At 49.8% G+C, this 17,300-nt stretch carries 12 protein-coding genes and 1 riboswitch; of the genes, 10 read left to right on the forward strand and 2 right to left on the reverse strand.

Annotated elements, in window-relative coordinates:
- Positions 1-1,341 (reverse strand): glutamate synthase subunit beta, encoded by a 1,341-nt coding sequence (locus tag HMPREF1534_RS12020; RefSeq protein WP_025066834.1) that lies wholly within the window; start codon positions 1,339-1,341, stop codon positions 1-3.
- Between the two features lie 40 nt (positions 1,342-1,381).
- The gene (gene gltB, locus HMPREF1534_RS12015) at positions 1,382-5,860 is read right to left on the reverse strand and encodes a glutamate synthase large subunit (RefSeq protein ID WP_005938971.1); all 4,479 of its coding nucleotides are present in this window, start codon (positions 5,858-5,860) and stop codon (positions 1,382-1,384) included.
- 524 nt (positions 5,861-6,384) lie between these two features.
- Between gltB and dapF the strand changes: the two genes are divergently transcribed.
- The 10 genes from dapF to HMPREF1534_RS20830 all read left to right on the forward strand — a co-directional run bounded on the left by dapF (position 6,385) and on the right by HMPREF1534_RS20830 (position 17,296).
- On the forward strand, positions 6,385-7,227 hold the full coding sequence (gene dapF, locus HMPREF1534_RS12010) for a diaminopimelate epimerase (protein ID WP_005938974.1): 843 nt from the start codon (positions 6,385-6,387) through the stop codon (positions 7,225-7,227).
- A gap of 46 nt (positions 7,228-7,273) precedes the next feature.
- Complete coding sequence (locus HMPREF1534_RS12005; RefSeq protein ID WP_005938978.1) at positions 7,274-8,503, forward strand: LL-diaminopimelate aminotransferase; 1,230 nt, start codon at positions 7,274-7,276, stop codon at positions 8,501-8,503.
- A 109-nt stretch (positions 8,504-8,612) separates the two neighbouring features.
- Complete coding sequence (locus HMPREF1534_RS12000) at positions 8,613-10,802, forward strand: glutamine synthetase III family protein (RefSeq protein WP_005938981.1); 2,190 nt, start codon at positions 8,613-8,615, stop codon at positions 10,800-10,802.
- A 454-nt stretch (positions 10,803-11,256) separates the two neighbouring features.
- Positions 11,257-12,972 carry a sensor histidine kinase gene (locus HMPREF1534_RS11990; RefSeq protein WP_117573514.1) on the forward strand — a complete coding sequence of 572 codons (1,716 nt, stop codon included), beginning with the start codon at positions 11,257-11,259 and terminating at the stop codon, positions 12,970-12,972.
- Between the two features lie 41 nt (positions 12,973-13,013).
- Positions 13,014-13,111: riboswitch (TPP riboswitch) on the forward strand.
- 62 nt (positions 13,112-13,173) lie between these two features.
- Positions 13,174-13,374, forward strand: coding sequence for a sulfur carrier protein ThiS (gene thiS, locus HMPREF1534_RS11985; protein WP_005938990.1), 201 nt, complete (start codon positions 13,174-13,176; stop codon positions 13,372-13,374).
- On the forward strand, positions 13,371-14,009 hold the full coding sequence (locus tag HMPREF1534_RS11980) for a thiamine phosphate synthase (RefSeq protein ID WP_005938993.1): 639 nt from the start codon (positions 13,371-13,373) through the stop codon (positions 14,007-14,009). The genes thiS and HMPREF1534_RS11980 overlap by 4 nt, the downstream gene beginning before the upstream one ends.
- A gap of 12 nt (positions 14,010-14,021) precedes the next feature.
- Positions 14,022-14,795 (forward strand): thiazole synthase, encoded by a 774-nt coding sequence (locus tag HMPREF1534_RS11975; protein ID WP_005938996.1) that lies wholly within the window; start codon positions 14,022-14,024, stop codon positions 14,793-14,795.
- A gap of 12 nt (positions 14,796-14,807) precedes the next feature.
- Positions 14,808-16,511, forward strand: a complete 1,704-nt coding sequence (thiC, locus tag HMPREF1534_RS11970; RefSeq protein WP_005938999.1) for a phosphomethylpyrimidine synthase ThiC — start codon at positions 14,808-14,810, stop codon at positions 16,509-16,511.
- A gap of 74 nt (positions 16,512-16,585) precedes the next feature.
- On the forward strand, positions 16,586-17,107 hold the full coding sequence (locus tag HMPREF1534_RS11965; RefSeq protein ID WP_005939001.1) for a hypothetical protein: 522 nt from the start codon (positions 16,586-16,588) through the stop codon (positions 17,105-17,107).
- A 42-nt stretch (positions 17,108-17,149) separates the two neighbouring features.
- The gene (locus tag HMPREF1534_RS20830; protein ID WP_215645419.1) at positions 17,150-17,296 is read left to right on the forward strand and encodes a hypothetical protein; all 147 of its coding nucleotides are present in this window, start codon (positions 17,150-17,152) and stop codon (positions 17,294-17,296) included.
- The last annotated feature ends 4 nt before the right edge of the window (positions 17,297-17,300 follow it).

A 17,300-nucleotide genomic window follows, 5' to 3' on the forward strand; every position in this document is an offset into this window, starting at 1 on the left:
TTATTTATTGAGATAACTGTCTATGTCCGTTGCCGCTTTCCGTCCGCTGGCAATGGCTCGTACCACCAGGCTGGCTCCGCTTGCCGCATCGCCGGCTACGAATACGTTCTCGGCGAATTGGGGATGTTCGGGCTTTAGGAAGCCCATTGCCAGAAGAACCAGGTCGGCTTCAATCACTTCCACCTTTCCGGTGGGTTTCATGGCAGGGCGGCCGCTGTCGGGACCGGGAGTCCATTCCACCTGTTCCACTTCCACACCGCAAACCTTACCGTTTTTGCCTAAAAACTTACGGGTGGCGAGAGACCATAGGCGGCTGCACCCTTCTTCGTGGGAAGAGGTGGTTTTCAGTACGATGGGGAATTGGGGCCATGGAGTGGCAGGATTCTGTCCTACGGGCGGCTGGGGCATGATTTCTATTTGGGTGACGCTTACGGCGCCTTGCCGGTTGCTGGTCCCTATGCAGTCACTGCCGGTATCCCCTCCGCCGATGACCAGTACCTTCTTCCCTTTGGCAGTAACCAGTTGCTCTTTCGGGAACGTCATGCCGGCAAGGATACGGTTTTGTTGCGCCAGCATGTCCAGTGCCGGGTGGATGCCTTTCAGTTCGCGTCCGGGGACAGGGAGGTCACGGGCGGTCGGAGCTCCGGTGCAGATGCAGTAGGCGTCAAAACCTTCGGGGAGTTGCCGCACATCCACATCGCTGTTCATTTTGAAGTGGATGCCTTCTTCTTCCATCACCCGGATACGGCGGTCGATGATGGGCTTGTGCAGCTTGAAGTTGGGGATGCCGTAACGCAGCAGGCCGCCGGGCGCCTCATTCTTGTCGAAGACGGTCACTGTGTACCCTTTTCCGTTGAGCTGGTTGGCGGCGGCCAGTCCGGCAGGCCCGGCACCGATGACGGCTACTTTCCGTCCGTTGCGTTCAATGTTCCGGGGCTTGATGTAACCTTCGCGGAAGGCTGCCTCGGCAATGGCCGCTTCATTCTCGCGGATGGTGACGGGAGAGTCCATGCTCAGTTTCAGCACGCAACTCTTTTCGCAGAGGGCGGGGCAGATGCGGCCGGTGAACTCAGGAAAATCGTTGGTTTCGTTCAATATCTTGTAGGCTTCTTCCCATTTGCCTTTGTAGATGGCATCTTGAAATTCGGGCTGCTTGTTGCCCAGCGGACAAGCCCAGTGGCAGAAGGGAACGCCGCAGTCCATGCAGCGTGAGGCTTGAAGTTTCCGGTCACGGCTGTTCAGAGTCTGTTCTACCTCGCTATAATCTGATATCCGGTCGTGGATGGGACGGTAGCCCGCTTCCTGACGCGGTATAGTTAAAAATGCTTTTGGATTTCCCATATCTTTGTTGTATTTCTTTGTTGATAATTTGTGTGATGTATTAATAATCTCTTTGTACATCAGCTATTTTTTGATGTAGCTTGCGCATTTGTTCTTCTTGCAATACTCGTTTATATTCGATAGGTACTACCTGGATAAATTCGTCCACATAGCGATTCCAGTCATCCAGCATCGTTCGTGCCAGTTTGGAGCCGGTATAGAGGTAATGCTGGCGGATCAGTTCATGCAGTTCCTTCCGGTAAGATGCCTCCTCGATAAGCGAGAGCTCCACCATCTCCATGTTGCAGAAATAATCGAAGTTGTGGTTCTTGTCCCACACGTAAGCCACGCCGCCACTCATTCCGGCAGCGAAATTACGTCCAGTTTTTCCCAGTACCACGACCCGTCCTCCGGTCATGTATTCGCAACAGTGGTCGCCTACACCCTCTACCACGGCCTTCACACCGGAATTGCGGACGGCGAAGCGTTCGCCCACCCGTCCGTTGATATATACCTCGCCGTCAGTAGCGCCATACAGCAGGGTGTTTCCGGCGATGGTATTCTTTTCCGCATCGAAATTGCTGCGCACGGGGGGCAGTACCGCAATGCGTCCGCCGCTCAGTCCTTTTCCCAGGTAGTCATTCGCTTCGCCTTCCAGCTTGAAACTGATGCCGTGGGTCAGGAACGCACCGAAACTTTGGCCTGCCGAACCTTTGAATTTGATGTGGATGGTCTGTTCCGGAAGTCCTGCCTGCCCGTATTTCTTGGCAACCGCCCCTGCCAGCATGGCGCCTACCGAACGGTCTGTATTGGCGATGGTGTATTCCAGGGAAATCTCTTTTCCGTTTTCTATGGCATCCCTGGCGGCGGCCAGTATGGTTACATCCTTTACATGGGCGATGTCGTGCTTCTGTTCCATGACATGGTGTATGGCAGCTCCGTTGTCCACCCGGTGTAGCAGTCTGCTGAAATCCAACAGCGAGGATTTCTTCTCACTTGGCGCTTGCTGTATTTCAATCAGGTCTGTCCGTCCGATGATATCCTCCAACCGGGTGAATCCCATTTCGGCCAGATATTCGCGTACTTCCTGTGCCAGGAAAGTAAAATAATTCACTACATATTCATAGTGTCCGCGGAAACGTTTGCGGAGTTCGGGGTCTTGGGTGGCCACGCCTACGGGACAGGTGTTGGTGTGGCATTTGCGCATCATGACGCATCCCAGCACAATCAATGCGGTGGTACCGAAACCGAATTCTTCCGCACCCAGCAAGGCCATGTTGATAATGTCCCGTCCGGTTTTCAACTGTCCGTCCACTTGCAGCTTCACTTGTCCACGGAGTCCGTTCAACACCAAGGTCTGTTGCGTCTCGCTCAGTCCTATTTCGGGCGAGATACCTGCATACCGCATACTCGAGGCAGGCGATGCGCCGGTTCCTCCTTCCGCTCCCGAGATGACAATCAGGTCGGCCTTCGCTTTGGCTACTCCGGCGGCAATGGTTCCCACGCCGCTTTCGGCTACCAGTTTCACACTGATTCGTGCCTGTGGGTTTACGTTTTTCAGGTCGAATATCAACTGGGCCAAATCTTCGATGGAATAAATGTCATGGTGGGGTGGAGGGGAAATGAGCGAGATGCCCGGAATGGAGTGGCGGGTTTTGGCAATCACCTCGTCTACCTTTAATCCCGGCAGTTGTCCTCCTTCTCCCGGCTTGGCGCCTTGGGCCACCTTTATCTGGATCTCTTCGGCATGGACCAGGTATTCGGCGGTAACTCCGAAGCGTCCCGATGCTATCTGCTTGGTCTTGCTGCAAAGTGAGATACCCTGGTAAGTGCCGGTAATGCGGTCGCTGTCCTCACCTCCTTCACCCGTATTGCTGCGTGCGCCCAGTTTGTTCATGGCCAGTGCCAGCGCCTCATGTGCCTCCTTGCTGATAGCGCCGAAGGACATGGCTCCTGTCACGAAATGTTTCACGATGTTTTCTACCGGCTCCACCTTTTCAATATCAATAGGGTTTCGTTTGTGCCCGAAGAAGTCGCGCAGGAAGAGGGGGGAATCTTTTCCATCTACCATGGAGGTGAATTCCTTGAACTTCTTGTAGCTGCCCAGCCGGGTGGCCAGTTGCAGGGTGGAGATGGTTTCCGGATTCCAGGCGTGCCGTTCTCCGTCTTTGCGGAAAGAGAACAGTCCGTTGTGCGGTAAAATGTCGCTCACTTCTTTTGCAGCGAATCCGGTATCGTGCAGGGCGATGGCGTCTCTGGTGACTTCTTCCAGACGGATGCCTCCGATGCTGGATGTCTGTGTGCCGAAATAGCTTCTCAGCAATTCCTCGCTGACCCCTACGGCTTCAAAAATCTTTGCGCCCCGGTAGGAACGGATGGTGGAAATGCCCATCTTGCTCATGATCTTGAACAAGCCCTTGCGGATGGCCTTGATGTAGTTCTTTTCGGCCGTTTCGTAATTCATCTGCACATCACCTTTCCTCACCAGTTCATCCAGTACGGCGAAGGCCATGTAGGGATTGATGGCACTGGCGCCATATCCCAGCAACAGGGCGGCGTGCATCACCTCGCGAATCTCGCCGCTTTCTACAATCAATGCGGTTTGTACGCGTTTCTGAACGGAGATGAGGTGATGATGGACAGCGCTAACCGCCAGCAGTGACGGGATGGCGGCATGGGTGTCGTCCACAAAACGGTCGCTCAGAATGATATAGTTCACTCCGTCCGTAACGGATTGCTCGGCTTGTTTGCACAGGTCGTTCAGGGCCTCTTGCAATCCGGCTTTTCCCTTGCTCACCTCGAATACGATAGGGAGTTTCACGGTATTGAATCCTTTATACCGGATGTTGCAGAGGATGTCCAGTTGGGTGTTGTTCAGCACGGGATGGGGCAGGCGTACCATTTTGCAATGGCTTTCGCTGGGCATCAGGATATTCATTCCCACGGCCCCGATGTACTCGGTAAGCGACATGACTAACTCTTCACGGATAGGGTCGATGGCGGGATTGGTCACTTGGGCAAACTGTTGCCGGAAATAGTTGAACAGCAACTGCGGCCTGTCCGAAAGGACGGCCAGCGGCGTGTCGTTACCCATAGAGGCGATGGGGTCGGCCCCTGTGTTGCACATCGGCATGAGGGTGCGTTCTATATCCTCGCGCGAGAAGCCGAAGGTACGCAGCATACGGTCATAGCCGTCTATCCGGTTGTCTATCTTGCGTCCGCTTTTCAAGGTATCGAGCTCGATGCGGTTGGCAGACAGCCATGCGCGATAGGGGCGTGCCGATGCCAGTTGTTCTTTCAGTTTACCGTCATAATATATTTTACCCTGTTCGGTATCAATCATCAGTATTTTTCCCGGTTGCAGACGCCCTTTCTCTTTAATCTCTCCCGGTTCGAAATCCATCACGCCTACTTCACTGGCCACTACCATCATGTCATTATTGGTAATGAGGTAACGGGCAGGGCGCAGGCCGTTGCGGTCCAGCATCCCTCCGGCAAAGCGTCCGTCACTGAACAGCAGCGCGGCAGGGCCGTCCCAGGGTTCCATCAGGATGGAATAGTATTCGTAAAACGCTTTCACCTCTTCACTGATGGGGTTTTTGTCGTTGAACGATTCGGGTACCAGCATTGCCATGGCATGGGGCAGGCTCAGTCCCGACATCACAAAAAATTCCAGCACATTGTCCAGTGAGGCGCTGTCGCTCATGCCCGGCTGGATAATGGGACGGATGTCTTTGATATCCCCCAATGCCGGAGAGGAAAGGACACTTTCGCGCGCCTCCATCCAGCCCCGGTTACCGCGGATAGTATTGATTTCTCCGTTGTGCGCCAACAAACGGAATGGTTGGGCGAGGCTCCATGTAGGAAATGTGTTGGTGCTGAAACGGGAGTGTACCAATGCCAATCCGCTGGTAAAGTAGGGTTGCGTCAGGTCCGGGAAGTACTCACGCACTTGCATGGACGAGAGCATACCTTTATATATAATGTTTTTTGCAGAAAGCGAAACGATGTAGAAGTCCGAGTGCCGCACGCGCTTTTCTATCTTCTTGCGGATGATGTAGAGGGTGCGTTCCAGGCTGTCCGCATCTGTCACTCCGGTGATGAATACCTGTTTGATGTCCGGTTCGGTGGCCCGTGCGTCCTTGCCCAGGCAGGCGGGGTTGGTGGGCACATTGCGCAGGTGCATCAAGGTAAGTCCTTCGCGTTCTATTTCTTCAATCATAATGCTCAGGATGCCGGCCTGCTCTTTTTCGTCTTTGGGCAGAAATACGAGTCCGGTTCCGTATTTTCCTTTTTCGGGTACGGGTATGCCTTGCAGGAGGATGAATTCGTGGGGAATCTGTAGCATGATTCCGGCTCCGTCACCGGTTTTGTTATCGGCTCCTTCTGCGCCTCGGTGGCGCATGTTTTCCAATACCTTCAATGCGGAGTCTACCAGTTCATGCGATTTGTTGCCATGAATGTTGACTACCATGCCTACGCCGCAAGCGTCATGTTCGTTGGTTGCGTCATAAAGACCTGTTTGCTCTATTTTTACCATTATTGCTATCTTTAGTTTATAATAATGTTGGTTTGTATTTCATATTGTTCTGCAAAAGTAGGGAATTTATTTCTTTTTGATGCAGAAGTAATGTTTTCTTTTGATAAAAAGATGTAGTCTTGTGTCTCTGTCTTGCACTTTGTCGGATATATAGCGAATCTATTTAATAATTGAAAGCCAGATTGTGAAAAATACTTTTAAATTGTAAGTTCGAGCATTTCTTTTATTCAGATAGATTGTATTTAGGACGGCATCCCCCCTTTATAGTCAATCAACCGGGATATAATAATAGGAATATTACATCCCTCAACCATATAACGACCTATTGACTTACAATTCAAAACTATCTTCCCATGTTTTGATGCAATTTGAAAGATAAAGCAAATATTTCTGTTTCTATCTGTTATTAGAATGAAAATAAATAAGAAAATAGAAACAATTATATCAGATAGAATATCAAAAAGATATATATTTGCACAGAATTAAAAGCAAAAGGAAGCTATAACAAATAAGTATTAATCAAAATGGCAACAACTATCAAGTTTACCAAGATGCAAGGAACCGGCAATGATTATATCTATGTAAATACCTTGTCTTCTCCGCTGCAAGATCCGATAAAAGCCGCCAGAAAATGGAGCGCTTATCATACCGGTATCGGTGCGGACGGTCTGGTACTGATTGGAGCATCCGAGAAAGCGGATTTCAGTATGCGTATATTCAACGCAGACGGCTCCGAAGCCATGATGTGTGGAAACGCCTCGCGCTGCATAGGCAAATATGTATACGAGAAAGGACTGACGGATAAGGAGGTGATCACACTGGAAACCCTTTCGGGAATCAAAATCCTGAAACTTCATACAGGCAACGGGGTGGTGAAGGATGTAACCGTAGATATGGGTACGCCCCTGCTATCGACCCCCGGACAGATAGCTACGAAAACCGGTGGAATGCTGGCAGAAACCATCCTGGCCGATGGAAAAGAATACAAAGGCACATTCGTCTGCATGGGAAATCCGCATGTTGTCATTTTCGTAGATGATATAAAAGAGGTGGATTTGCCGGCGGTTGGCCCGAAACTGGAAAATCATCCGCTTTTTCCTGAGCGGACCAATGTGGAATTTGTAGAAATATTGCCGGACCAATCCCTACGGATGAGAGTGTGGGAAAGAGGTTCGGGCATCACAATGGCTTGCGGAACAGGGGCCTGCGCCACCACCGTGGCAGCCGTACTGAACCATAAAGCCGGACGAAAATCGTGGGTAAGGATGGACGGAGGCGATCTCCACATCCACTGGGACGAAAAAGACGGACATGTATACATGACTGGTCCGGCCGGAAAGGTTTTCGAAGGCGAAATAGAAATGTGATACTGATTTTGAAAAACTTAAAACAACGATAAAAACAATAACAGCGATGGCACTAGTAAACGAACATTTTTTAAAACTACCAAACAATTACTTGTTTTCGGACATTGCCAAAAAGGTAAATGCATTCAAAGTCTCTCATCCTAAAACGGATCTCATCCGCCTGGGCATCGGAGATGTAACCCGCCCGCTGCCTCAAGCTTCCATCGAAGCCATGCATAAGGCAGTAGACGAGCTGGCAAACAAAGAGACATTCCACGGTTACGGTCCCGAACAAGGCTATGATTTCCTGATAGATGCCGTCATCAGGAACGATTACGCTCCGCGCGGCGTCCATCTGGAACCCGGCGAAGTCTTTATCAGTGACGGCGCCAAGAGCGATACGGGAAATATCGGAGACATCCTTCGCCACGACAACAGCATCGGCGTGACAGATCCCATCTACCCCGTATACATCGACTCGAACGTAATGTGCGGCCGCGCCGGGATACTGGAAGACGGGCGATGGAGCAACGTGGTATACTTGCCTTGCCTGAGCGAAAATAATTTCGTGCCCGAAATCCCCGACCGCAGGATAGATATCCTATACCTCTGCTATCCCAATAACCCCACGGGGACGGTCATTAGCAAGGCCGAACTGAAAAAATGGGTGAACTATGCATTGGAAAATGATACCCTCATCCTTTACGATGCTGCCTACGAGGCCTACATACAAGACCCGGACATTCCTCATTCCATTTATGAGATAAAAGGAGCGAAAAAAGTAGCGATAGAATTTCGCAGTTTCTCGAAGACAGCCGGATTCACCGGGGTGCGTTGCGGATACACCGTCGTACCGAAAGAACTCACAGCCGCCACGCTGGAAGGAGAGCGCATTCCGCTGAACCGGATGTGGAACCGCCGCCAGTGCACCAAGTTCAACGGCACATCCTATATCACCCAGCGTGGTGCCGAAGCGATCTATACCCCCGAAGGCAAAAAGCAAGTGAAAGCCATCATACAGTATTATATGGCTAACGCTCGCATCATGAAAGAAGCGTTGGAAAGTACAGGACTCAAAGTTTTCGGCGGAGAGAACGCCCCCTACCTGTGGGTGAAGGCGCCGGGCGAGGTAAGCTCGTGGAAATTCTTTGAACAGATGCTGTATGAAGCCAATGTAGTGGGCACGCCGGGAGTAGGCTTCGGCCCCAGTGGTGAAGGGTATATCCGCTTGACCGCTTTCGGAGAGCGGGCGGATTGCGAAGAAGCCATGAAACGGATTAGAAAATGGTTGCTCTGAGCAATACATGGCAACACCTTGAAGCACTTTGTGCTTGCATTGAATTTACTTGATACAAAAGTTTTTTCCATTCACTCTACTAATCAACAACTAAACAAATTTAGGTATTATGTCAAAATTAAGATTCAGAGTAGTCGAAACGGCTTTCAAGAAGAAAGCAGCAACGGTGGAGACACCAGCCGAAAGGCCCTGTGAATATTTCGCCAAATACGTTTTCAACCGCGAGAAAATGTTCAAGTATCTGCCCAGCGCCGTCTATGCCAAACTGACGGACGCCATGGACAACGGCGCCCCCCTGGAGCGTGCCATAGCCGATGAAGTGGCGGCAGGCATGAAACGCTGGGCAATCGAGCTAGGTGTAACCCACTACACCCACTGGTTCCAGCCCCTGACGGAAGGCACAGCCGAAAAGCACGATGCCTTTGTGGAACACAACGGCAAGGGTGGAATGATGGAAGAATTCTCCGGCAAACTCCTCGTACAGCAGGAGCCCGATGCTTCCAGCTTCCCCAACGGCGGCATCCGAAACACCTTCGAGGCACGCGGCTACAGTGCATGGGATCCCTCATCGCCTGTCTTCGTGGTGGACGACACCCTGTGCATCCCTACCGTCTTCATTGCTTACACCGGCGAGTCACTGGACTACAAAACGCCACTGTTGAAAGCCTTGAGTGCTGTGGGCAAAGCCGCCGTGGACGTGTGCCACTACTTCAACCCGGAAGTAAAGAAAGTGATGGCCTACCTGGGCTGGGAACAGGAATACTTTCTGGTGGACGAAGGGCTGTATGCCGCCCGCCCCGACCTGCTGCTGACCGGGCGCACCCTGATGGGACACGAAGCCAGCAAGAACCAGCAATTGGAAGACCATTACTTCGGAGCCATCCCCACCCGTGTGGCTGCCTTTATGAAAGACCTTGAAATACAGGCGCTGGAACTGGGCATACCCGTCAAGACCCGCCATAACGAAGTGGCCCCCAACCAATTTGAGCTGGCTCCCATTTTCGAAGAATGCAACCTGGCGGTAGACCATAACATGCTCATCATGTCGCTCATGCGCAAGGTGGCGCGGAGCCACGGCTTCCGCCTGTTGCTGCACGAAAAGCCCTTCAAAGGCGTCAACGGCTCGGGGAAGCATAACAACTGGTCACTGGGTACAGACACCGGCGTCCTGCTGATGGCTCCGGGCAAGACCGCCGAAGACAATCTGCGCTTCATCACCTTCATTGTCAACACCCTGATGGCGGTATACCACCACAACGGTTTGCTGAAAGCCTCTATCATGAGTGCCACCAACGCCCATCGCCTGGGAGCCAACGAAGCGCCGCCCGCCATCATTTCTTCTTTCCTGGGCAAACAGCTCACGCAAGTGCTGGACCATATAGAAGAAAGCGGCAACGACGACCTTGTCTCACTAGCAGGCAAACAGGGAATGAAACTGGACATCCCGCAAATTCCCGAACTGCTGATTGACAATACCGACCGCAACCGCACCTCGCCGTTCGCCTTCACCGGCAACCGCTTTGAGTTCCGCGCCGTAGGCTCGGAGGCAAACTGTGCCAGCGCCATGATTGCGCTCAACGCGGCCGTTGCCGAACAGCTTGCCCGGTTCAAGCAGGACGTGGACGCGCTCATCGAAAAGGGTGAACCGAAAATCTCCGCCATCATCGAAATTATCCGCCGCTACATCAAAGAGTGCAAGCCTGTCCGCTTTGACGGCAACGGCTACTCGGACGAATGGAAGGCGGAGGCCGCCCGCCGGGGCCTGGACTGCGAAACGAGCTGCCCGCTCATTTTCGACAACTACTTGAAGCCCGCGAGCATCGCCATGTTCGAATCTACCGGCGTGATGACACGCAAGGAGCTGGAGGCGCGCAATGAAGTGAAATGGGAAACTTACACAAAGAAAATCCAGATTGAGGCGCGCGTGCTGGGCGACCTGGCGATGAACCACATCATCCCCGTAGCCACCGAGTACCAGAGCAAGCTGATAGACAATGTGTATAAAATGAAAGAACTCTTCCCGGCGGAAAAAGCATCCCAACTGTCGGCCGAGAACATGAAACTCATCGAAGAGATTGCCCGGCGAACCATCTTCATCACCGAACATGTAGATGCCATGGTGGAGGCGCGAAAAGTGGCGAACAAAATAGAGAGCGAACGCGAAAAGGCCATTGCCTATCACGATACCATCGCCCCGATGCTGGAAGAGATACGTTATCATATCGACAAGCTGGAGCTTATCGTAGACAACCAGATGTGGACATTACCTAAATATCGTGAATTGCTTTTTATTAGATAATCACTGCATGAAGATTATCTATTTCTTTTGTTGGTTGTTTTAAGTTTGCGAAGAGGAGCGTCGGGATGACGGTCCTCTTTTTTATTTGTTTTATTCCTCCCAAATCTGCCTGAATTTCGCAATTTCTTTCTATCTTTGTCTCACTAAACAATGAGAAACAACTAAAAGATGAAACGACTAATCCGTGCCTATATTATCATAATAATCTGTTTGCTGGCCGGAAGCGCTACTGCATCCGTATCTCCCCAGCATTTTACAAAAGACGAAATACTTTTCATCAGCTCTTATAATTCAGATACAAAATACACTTATTCCAGTATCAGCCAATTTGTAGACGAGTATATAAAGCTAGGAGGAAAATATTCTCCCGTAGTGGAATCCATGAACTGCACGACATTGGAAAACCAAGCAGAATGGATAGACAATATGGACCTCATTCTGGAGAAACATCCCCATGCAAAGCTTATCATCCCTTCTAGGTTCGGAAGCATGGATAAGTTACTTTTCGCAGACAGACGAGAAATACAAGGAATTGCCCGTCTACTGCCTGATGACGCAACGATACGGCGCTACCCTGAACACTCCCCGGATTACTACCGTATACCAAGAAAACACAGACGCCAAAAGCCAAGTGGACATGTTGCAATTCATGAAAGGATTCAATGTCAAGCTATGCTATTATTATGAATACGGCGTAAAAGAAGATATTGAGTTCATCCGCAACTTATTCCCTCAAACGGAGAACATCGCCATCATCAGCGACAATTCCTATGCCGGCCTCAGCCAAATGAAATATGTAGAGAATGAAATAGCCGAACACTTTCCCGACTTGCAAATCATCCATATAGACGGACGAACAATGGATATGGCGCAAGCCAGACAAGCCATGAAGAACCTGCCGGAACGAACGGCGGCCATGCTCTGCGTCTGGCGATATGACAGTAAAAAGGTCACTCACATAAGTAATGCCGAATATGTATTCAAATTGGCGAACAACCTCCCCGTATTCAGTCTGACGGGAAGCGGCATCGGCTATTGGGCCATCGGAGGCAACATTCCCCGATACGATGCCGTCAACTCAAAAATCCATCTGGCTCAGAAAGCCTACGACCTACTGGACAAGAAGATAGACGCCAAACCCGACTTCTTTTGTTATCCCAATGAATTCAAAATAGACATGAACATGATAAAGGCATTCAGGCTGGAAAACAAGCAACTCCCCTCTGATGCCTTATACATCAACGAATCCAATACGTTGGCAACCTTCATTGAGCAATATAAAGGATATATCATATTGGCAGGCGTGCTTCTTGTCGTGTTGGTGGCAGGATTCATCGTTGCCATTTCTTATTCCGTCAGACTGAACCTCTTGAAAAGGAACCTTGAAAAATCGGAGGCGCAACTGCGGGAAGAGAAGAAAGTATTGGAACTGTCCGAACACAACTTACTAATTGCCAAGAACAAGGCAGAAGAAGCCAACCGAATCAAGAGCCAGTTCGTATCCAACATGAGCCACGAAATCCGCACTCCTCTCAATGCCATTGTCGGCTCCTCCAATCTACTGGCGTCACAGGTAGAAAGCAATCTGGAACTAAAAGAATATGTAGATATCATTTATCATAACTCGGATTTGCTGCTAAAGCTGATTAATGACGTATTGGACATATCGAGCATCGAAAGCGACAGCCTGAATTTCCACTTTGAACCTTGTCAGCTCCTGCCCTATTGCCAAACCATTGTGGACAGTTTCAGTACCCAAGTTCCTCAAGGGATAGAACTCCGTGTAGATGTCCCGCAAAAAGACATCAGCATCACGACGGATACTTATCGCTTGCAACAGGCTATCATCAATCTGATAAACAATGCCATCAAGTTTACCAAGAAAGGCTATATAGAATTATCCATCCGGCCCGACCAGGACGACGAAACGGTCGTCTTCTCAATTACCGACACGGGATGCGGCATTCCCCCCGAAGAACACGAAAACGTGTTCAAGCGTTTCGTGAAACTCAATGAATATGTGCAAGGCACAGGATTGGGGCTCTCCATCACCCGGCTGATTATCACGAAGCTGGGAGGCAAGATATGGATAGACGGCAACTATCAGAAGGGAGCACGTTTTGTGTTTACATTGCCGGTCTGCCCGGCCGAACAAAAAAATAATGCCTGATTTATAGCATTATTCATTTCTTTTCCTTTATCTTTGCGACCGTAAAAGCAAAGGGGTGCCCACGGACAGACGGGCTGAGATTATACCCTGTGAACCTGATGCGGTTAGTACCGACGAAGGGATTGTTACTTCTTGCCACACATCTATCCGGTTTAAAAGCAACTCTTTGTATTTACATACAAATTCATAAATCACTAACTTATGAAACTGAAAGTAAACAGCAAAGAAACAGAAGCAAAGGACGGATGTACCATTGCCGAACTCGCCTCACAACTGGCACTCCCCGAAAGAGGCGTTGCCATCGCCGTAAACAACAAGATGATTCCCCGCACAGAGTGGAACGAACGCATATTGCAACCCAATGACAGTTTGGTAGTGATAAAAGCTGCCTGTGGAGGATGAGACCGATGGTACTTCAATTCATTACACATTTCACCGACAGTTATTCCTACTACGATTCAGCATGTATGGCACTCGAAGGCGGTTGCCGCTGGATTCAGCTACGCATGAAAGATGCGCCTGTCAGCGAAGTAGAACAGGAAGCCTTACGCCTGCAACATTTGTGCAGAGATTATGGTGCGACCTTCATCATAGACGACCACGTAGAACTGGTCAAGAAGATACACGCCGACGGCGTGCATCTGGGTAAAAAGGATATGCCCGTAGCAGAAGCACGGAAAATGTTGGGAAAAGATTTCATCATAGGTGGCACAGCCAATACATTTGAAGATGTAAAGATGCACTACGAAGCCGGAGCCGATTACATTGGTTGCGGTCCGTTCCGATTCACTACCACCAAAAAGAACCTCTCACCGATATTGGGACTGGAAGGATATCGCTCTATCGTCTCGCAGATGAAAGAAGCAGGTATACATCTGCCCATCGTTGCCATCGGAGGCATAACTTTCGAAGATATTCCCTCTATCATGGCAACCGGTGTCACAGGGATCGCCCTTAGTGGAACAATCCTGCGTGCAGACAACCCCATAGAAGAAACAAGACGAATCATAAATATAGAAAAGATAAACAATAAATAAACTATACCCACAATGAAGAAACTCATCATTGCCGGACAAGAATTTGATTCCCGTTTATTTCTGGGAACCGGCAAATTCCATTCAAACACCACCATGGAAGAAGCTATCCTGGCATCAGGATGCGAAATGGTGACAGTAGCCATGAAACGTATCGAACTCGATGACAAGGAAGACGACATGCTGAAACATATCATTCATCCGCATATCCGGTTATTACCCAACACTTCGGGAGTGCGCACGGCAGAAGAAGCCGTTTTTGCCGCGCAAATGGCACGTGAGGCATTTGGAACCAACTGGCTGAAACTGGAAATCCACCCCGATCCGCGTTACCTGCTGCCGGATTCCACAGAAACATTGAAAGCTACCGAGGAACTGGTAAAACTGGGTTTTGTCGTATTACCTTACTGTCAGGCAGACCCCACTCTGTGCAAACGTCTGGAAGAAGCCGGTGCCGCAACCGTCATGCCTCTTGCAGCTCCCATCGGTACTAATAAAGGCTTACAGACACGTGATTTCCTGCGCATCATCATCGAGCAATCCTCTGTCCCCGTGGTAGTAGATGCCGGAATCGGTGCTCCGAGCCATGCTGCCGAAGCAATGGAAATGGGTGCGGATGCCTGTCTGGTCAATACTGCCATTGCCGTTGCCAGGAATCCGGTAGAGATGGCAACAGCATTTAAAGAAGCAGTCATCGCCGGCCGCCGTGCTTACGAAGCAGGGTTAGGTATTGTCGGACAGAATTTGATTGCTTCCGCCTCATCACCTCTAACTTCATTTCTTGATTAAAATTTAAATATGATGGACAAAGAACAAGATAAAAAAGCATACGCCCATGCAGAAAAGGCATACATGCACGGAACGATGTTTCCATATATCAAGGTAGGTATGCAAAAGGTAAACCTTACCCCTACCGTGAACATCGTGAACGGTGAGAAAGTGGCAACACCCAATGCTCCCGTCTACATCTATGACACCAGCGGTCCTTTCAGTGACCCTGACATCGAAATCGATTTGAAGAAAGGACTCCCCCGTATGCGCGAAAGTTGGATTACCGGACGCGGAGATGTGGAACAGCTCCCTTCCATTACTTCGGAATACGGAAAAATGCGGCGTGACGACAAAAGCCTGAACCACCTGCGCTTCGAACACATCGCTTTGCCCTATCGCGCCAAAGCAGGAAAAGCCATCACACAGATGGCATACGCCAAAGCAGGAATCGTTACACCTGAAATGGAATATGTAGCCATCCGCGAGAATATGAATTGCAAGGAACTGGGAATTGAGACACATATCACTCCCGAATTTGTCCGCGATGAAATCGCTGCCGGACGTGCTGTCCTCCCTGCCAACATCAATCATCCCGAAAGCGAACCGATGATTATCGGCCGCAACTTTCTGGTAAAAATCAACACTAACATCGGAAACTCGGCCACCACTTCTTCTATAGATGAAGAAGTAGAAAAGGCGGTATGGAGCTGCAAATGGGGAGGAGACACATTGATGGACCTCTCTACCGGAGCCAATATACATGAGACACGCGAATGGATTATCCGCAACTGCCCCGTACCCGTGGGCACTGTACCCATCTATCAGGCCTTGGAAAAAGTAAACGGTAAGGTGGAAGACCTCAGTTGGGAAATTTATAAAGATACATTGATTGAACAATGCGAACAGGGAGTGGATTACTTCACTATCCATGCCGGTATCCGCCGACAGAATGTGCACCTGGCAGACAAACGGCTTTGCGGCATTGTGAGCCGTGGGGGAAGCATTATGAGCAAGTGGTGCCTGATGCACGACAAAGAAAGTTTCTTGTATGAACATTTTAATGACATCTGTGATATTTTGGCACAATATGACGTAGCCATATCTTTGGGTGACGGACTTCGTCCGGGCTGTATTCAGGATGCCAATGATGAGGCTCAATTTGCCGAACTGGACACTATGGGAGAACTGGTGCTTCGCGCATGGGACAAGAATGTGCAGGCTTTCATCGAAGGACCGGGACATGTACCCCTGCATAAGATTAAAGAAAACATGGAACGCCAGATTTCACATTGCCACAATGCACCGTTCTATACCCTCGGTCCGTTGGTAACGGATATCGCTCCGGGATATGACCATATCACTTCGGCTATCGGTGCTGCACAAATCGGTTGGCTGGGCACTGCCATGTTGTGCTATGTCACTCCGAAAGAACACCTCGGACTGCCCAACAAAGAGGATGTTCGCGTGGGCGTAATTACTTACAAGATAGCCGCTCATGCCGCCGATTTGGCAAAAGGTCATCCGGGTGCACAAATTCGTGATAATGCTTTGAGCAAAGCACGTTACGAATTCCGTTGGCGTGACCAGTTCCATTTGAGTCTCGACCCCGACCGTGCATTGGAATACTTCAATGAAGGACGCCATACAGACGGTGAATATTGCACCATGTGCGGACCGAACTTCTGCGCCATGAAGCTGAGCCGCGACCTGAAGAATGTAGAAGGTAAGGAATAAATCATATTCTCATCCACCGTAGGGGCAGACCCATGTGTCTGCCCCTACGGTAAACAATCCTCATAGGAAGACAAATGGAAGAAGATTTCAAGAAAGCACTGGAAAGCACTTTAGGAAGAAAATACATAGACAGCATAGTAGAGCAGGTGATGGATTCGCCTGCCCGCTTCGATGACCTCTATGCCCTCACCGAACATGAAGAAGAAAAGATAGCCTGGCGTGCTACATGGGCTTGTGAAAAACTGAGTATCCTCGCCCCTTCCTTATTGATAAGCAAAAGGGAAGAGCTGATGCAACGAGCCATGCAATGTCCCCATGGGGGCATACGCCGTCTGCTATTGAACACACTTCTTCATCTCCCTGTTCCGAAACCCATCAATGTGGCTTTTCTCGACTTCTGCCTGAACGGAATGTTATCGCCCGCCGAGACTGTAGCCGGACAAGCCGTATGCATGAAACTGGCATATGCTATCTGCCTGAAAGAACCCGAACTGATGGGAGAGCTGGAAGCCTATTTGGAGAATATGGAACCGGAATACTATACCGCAGCCGTACAATGTGCACGCAACAACATTCTAAAGAAAATAAGGAAATGAATAATCAGAAAATCAGAATGTATAATCCCGGAAAGATTGTAAATGGAGAATATGTATTTGAATGAAGCGGGACGGTTGGTAGAAATCAGCATTCATGCGAAGAAATATCGGATTATATCATCACCAACCCATTACGATGGGAAAAAGACCTATTATTCATTGAACAATAACAGAACAATAAAAAAATAACAAC

Origin of the sequence: Phocaeicola massiliensis B84634 = Timone 84634 = DSM 17679 = JCM 13223, assembly GCF_000382445.1 — a bacterium.
Taxonomy (GTDB): Bacteria; Bacteroidota; Bacteroidia; order Bacteroidales; family Bacteroidaceae; genus Phocaeicola; species Phocaeicola massiliensis.

Bases quoted from the DNA above. Each gene is read 5' to 3' on its own strand.
- HMPREF1534_RS12020 (WP_025066834.1), bottom strand. From the start codon at position 1,341: ATGGGAAATCCAAAAGCATTTTTAACTATACCGCGTCAGGAAGCGGGC.
- gltB (WP_005938971.1), bottom strand. From the start codon at position 5,860: ATGGTAAAAATAGAGCAAACAGGTCTTTATGACGCAACCAACGAACAT.
- dapF (WP_005938974.1), top strand. From the start codon at position 6,385: ATGGCAACAACTATCAAGTTTACCAAGATGCAAGGAACCGGCAATGAT.
- HMPREF1534_RS12005 (WP_005938978.1), top strand. From the start codon at position 7,274: ATGGCACTAGTAAACGAACATTTTTTAAAACTACCAAACAATTACTTG.
- HMPREF1534_RS12000 (WP_005938981.1), top strand. From the start codon at position 8,613: ATGTCAAAATTAAGATTCAGAGTAGTCGAAACGGCTTTCAAGAAGAAA.
- HMPREF1534_RS11990 (WP_117573514.1), top strand. From the start codon at position 11,257: ATGCAAAGCTTATCATCCCTTCTAGGTTCGGAAGCATGGATAAGTTAC.
- thiS (WP_005938990.1), top strand. From the start codon at position 13,174: ATGAAACTGAAAGTAAACAGCAAAGAAACAGAAGCAAAGGACGGATGT.
- HMPREF1534_RS11980 (WP_005938993.1), top strand. From the start codon at position 13,371: ATGAGACCGATGGTACTTCAATTCATTACACATTTCACCGACAGTTAT.
- HMPREF1534_RS11975 (WP_005938996.1), top strand. From the start codon at position 14,022: ATGAAGAAACTCATCATTGCCGGACAAGAATTTGATTCCCGTTTATTT.
- thiC (WP_005938999.1), top strand. From the start codon at position 14,808: ATGGACAAAGAACAAGATAAAAAAGCATACGCCCATGCAGAAAAGGCA.
- HMPREF1534_RS11965 (WP_005939001.1), top strand. From the start codon at position 16,586: ATGGAAGAAGATTTCAAGAAAGCACTGGAAAGCACTTTAGGAAGAAAA.
- HMPREF1534_RS20830 (WP_215645419.1), top strand. From the start codon at position 17,150: ATGGAGAATATGTATTTGAATGAAGCGGGACGGTTGGTAGAAATCAGC.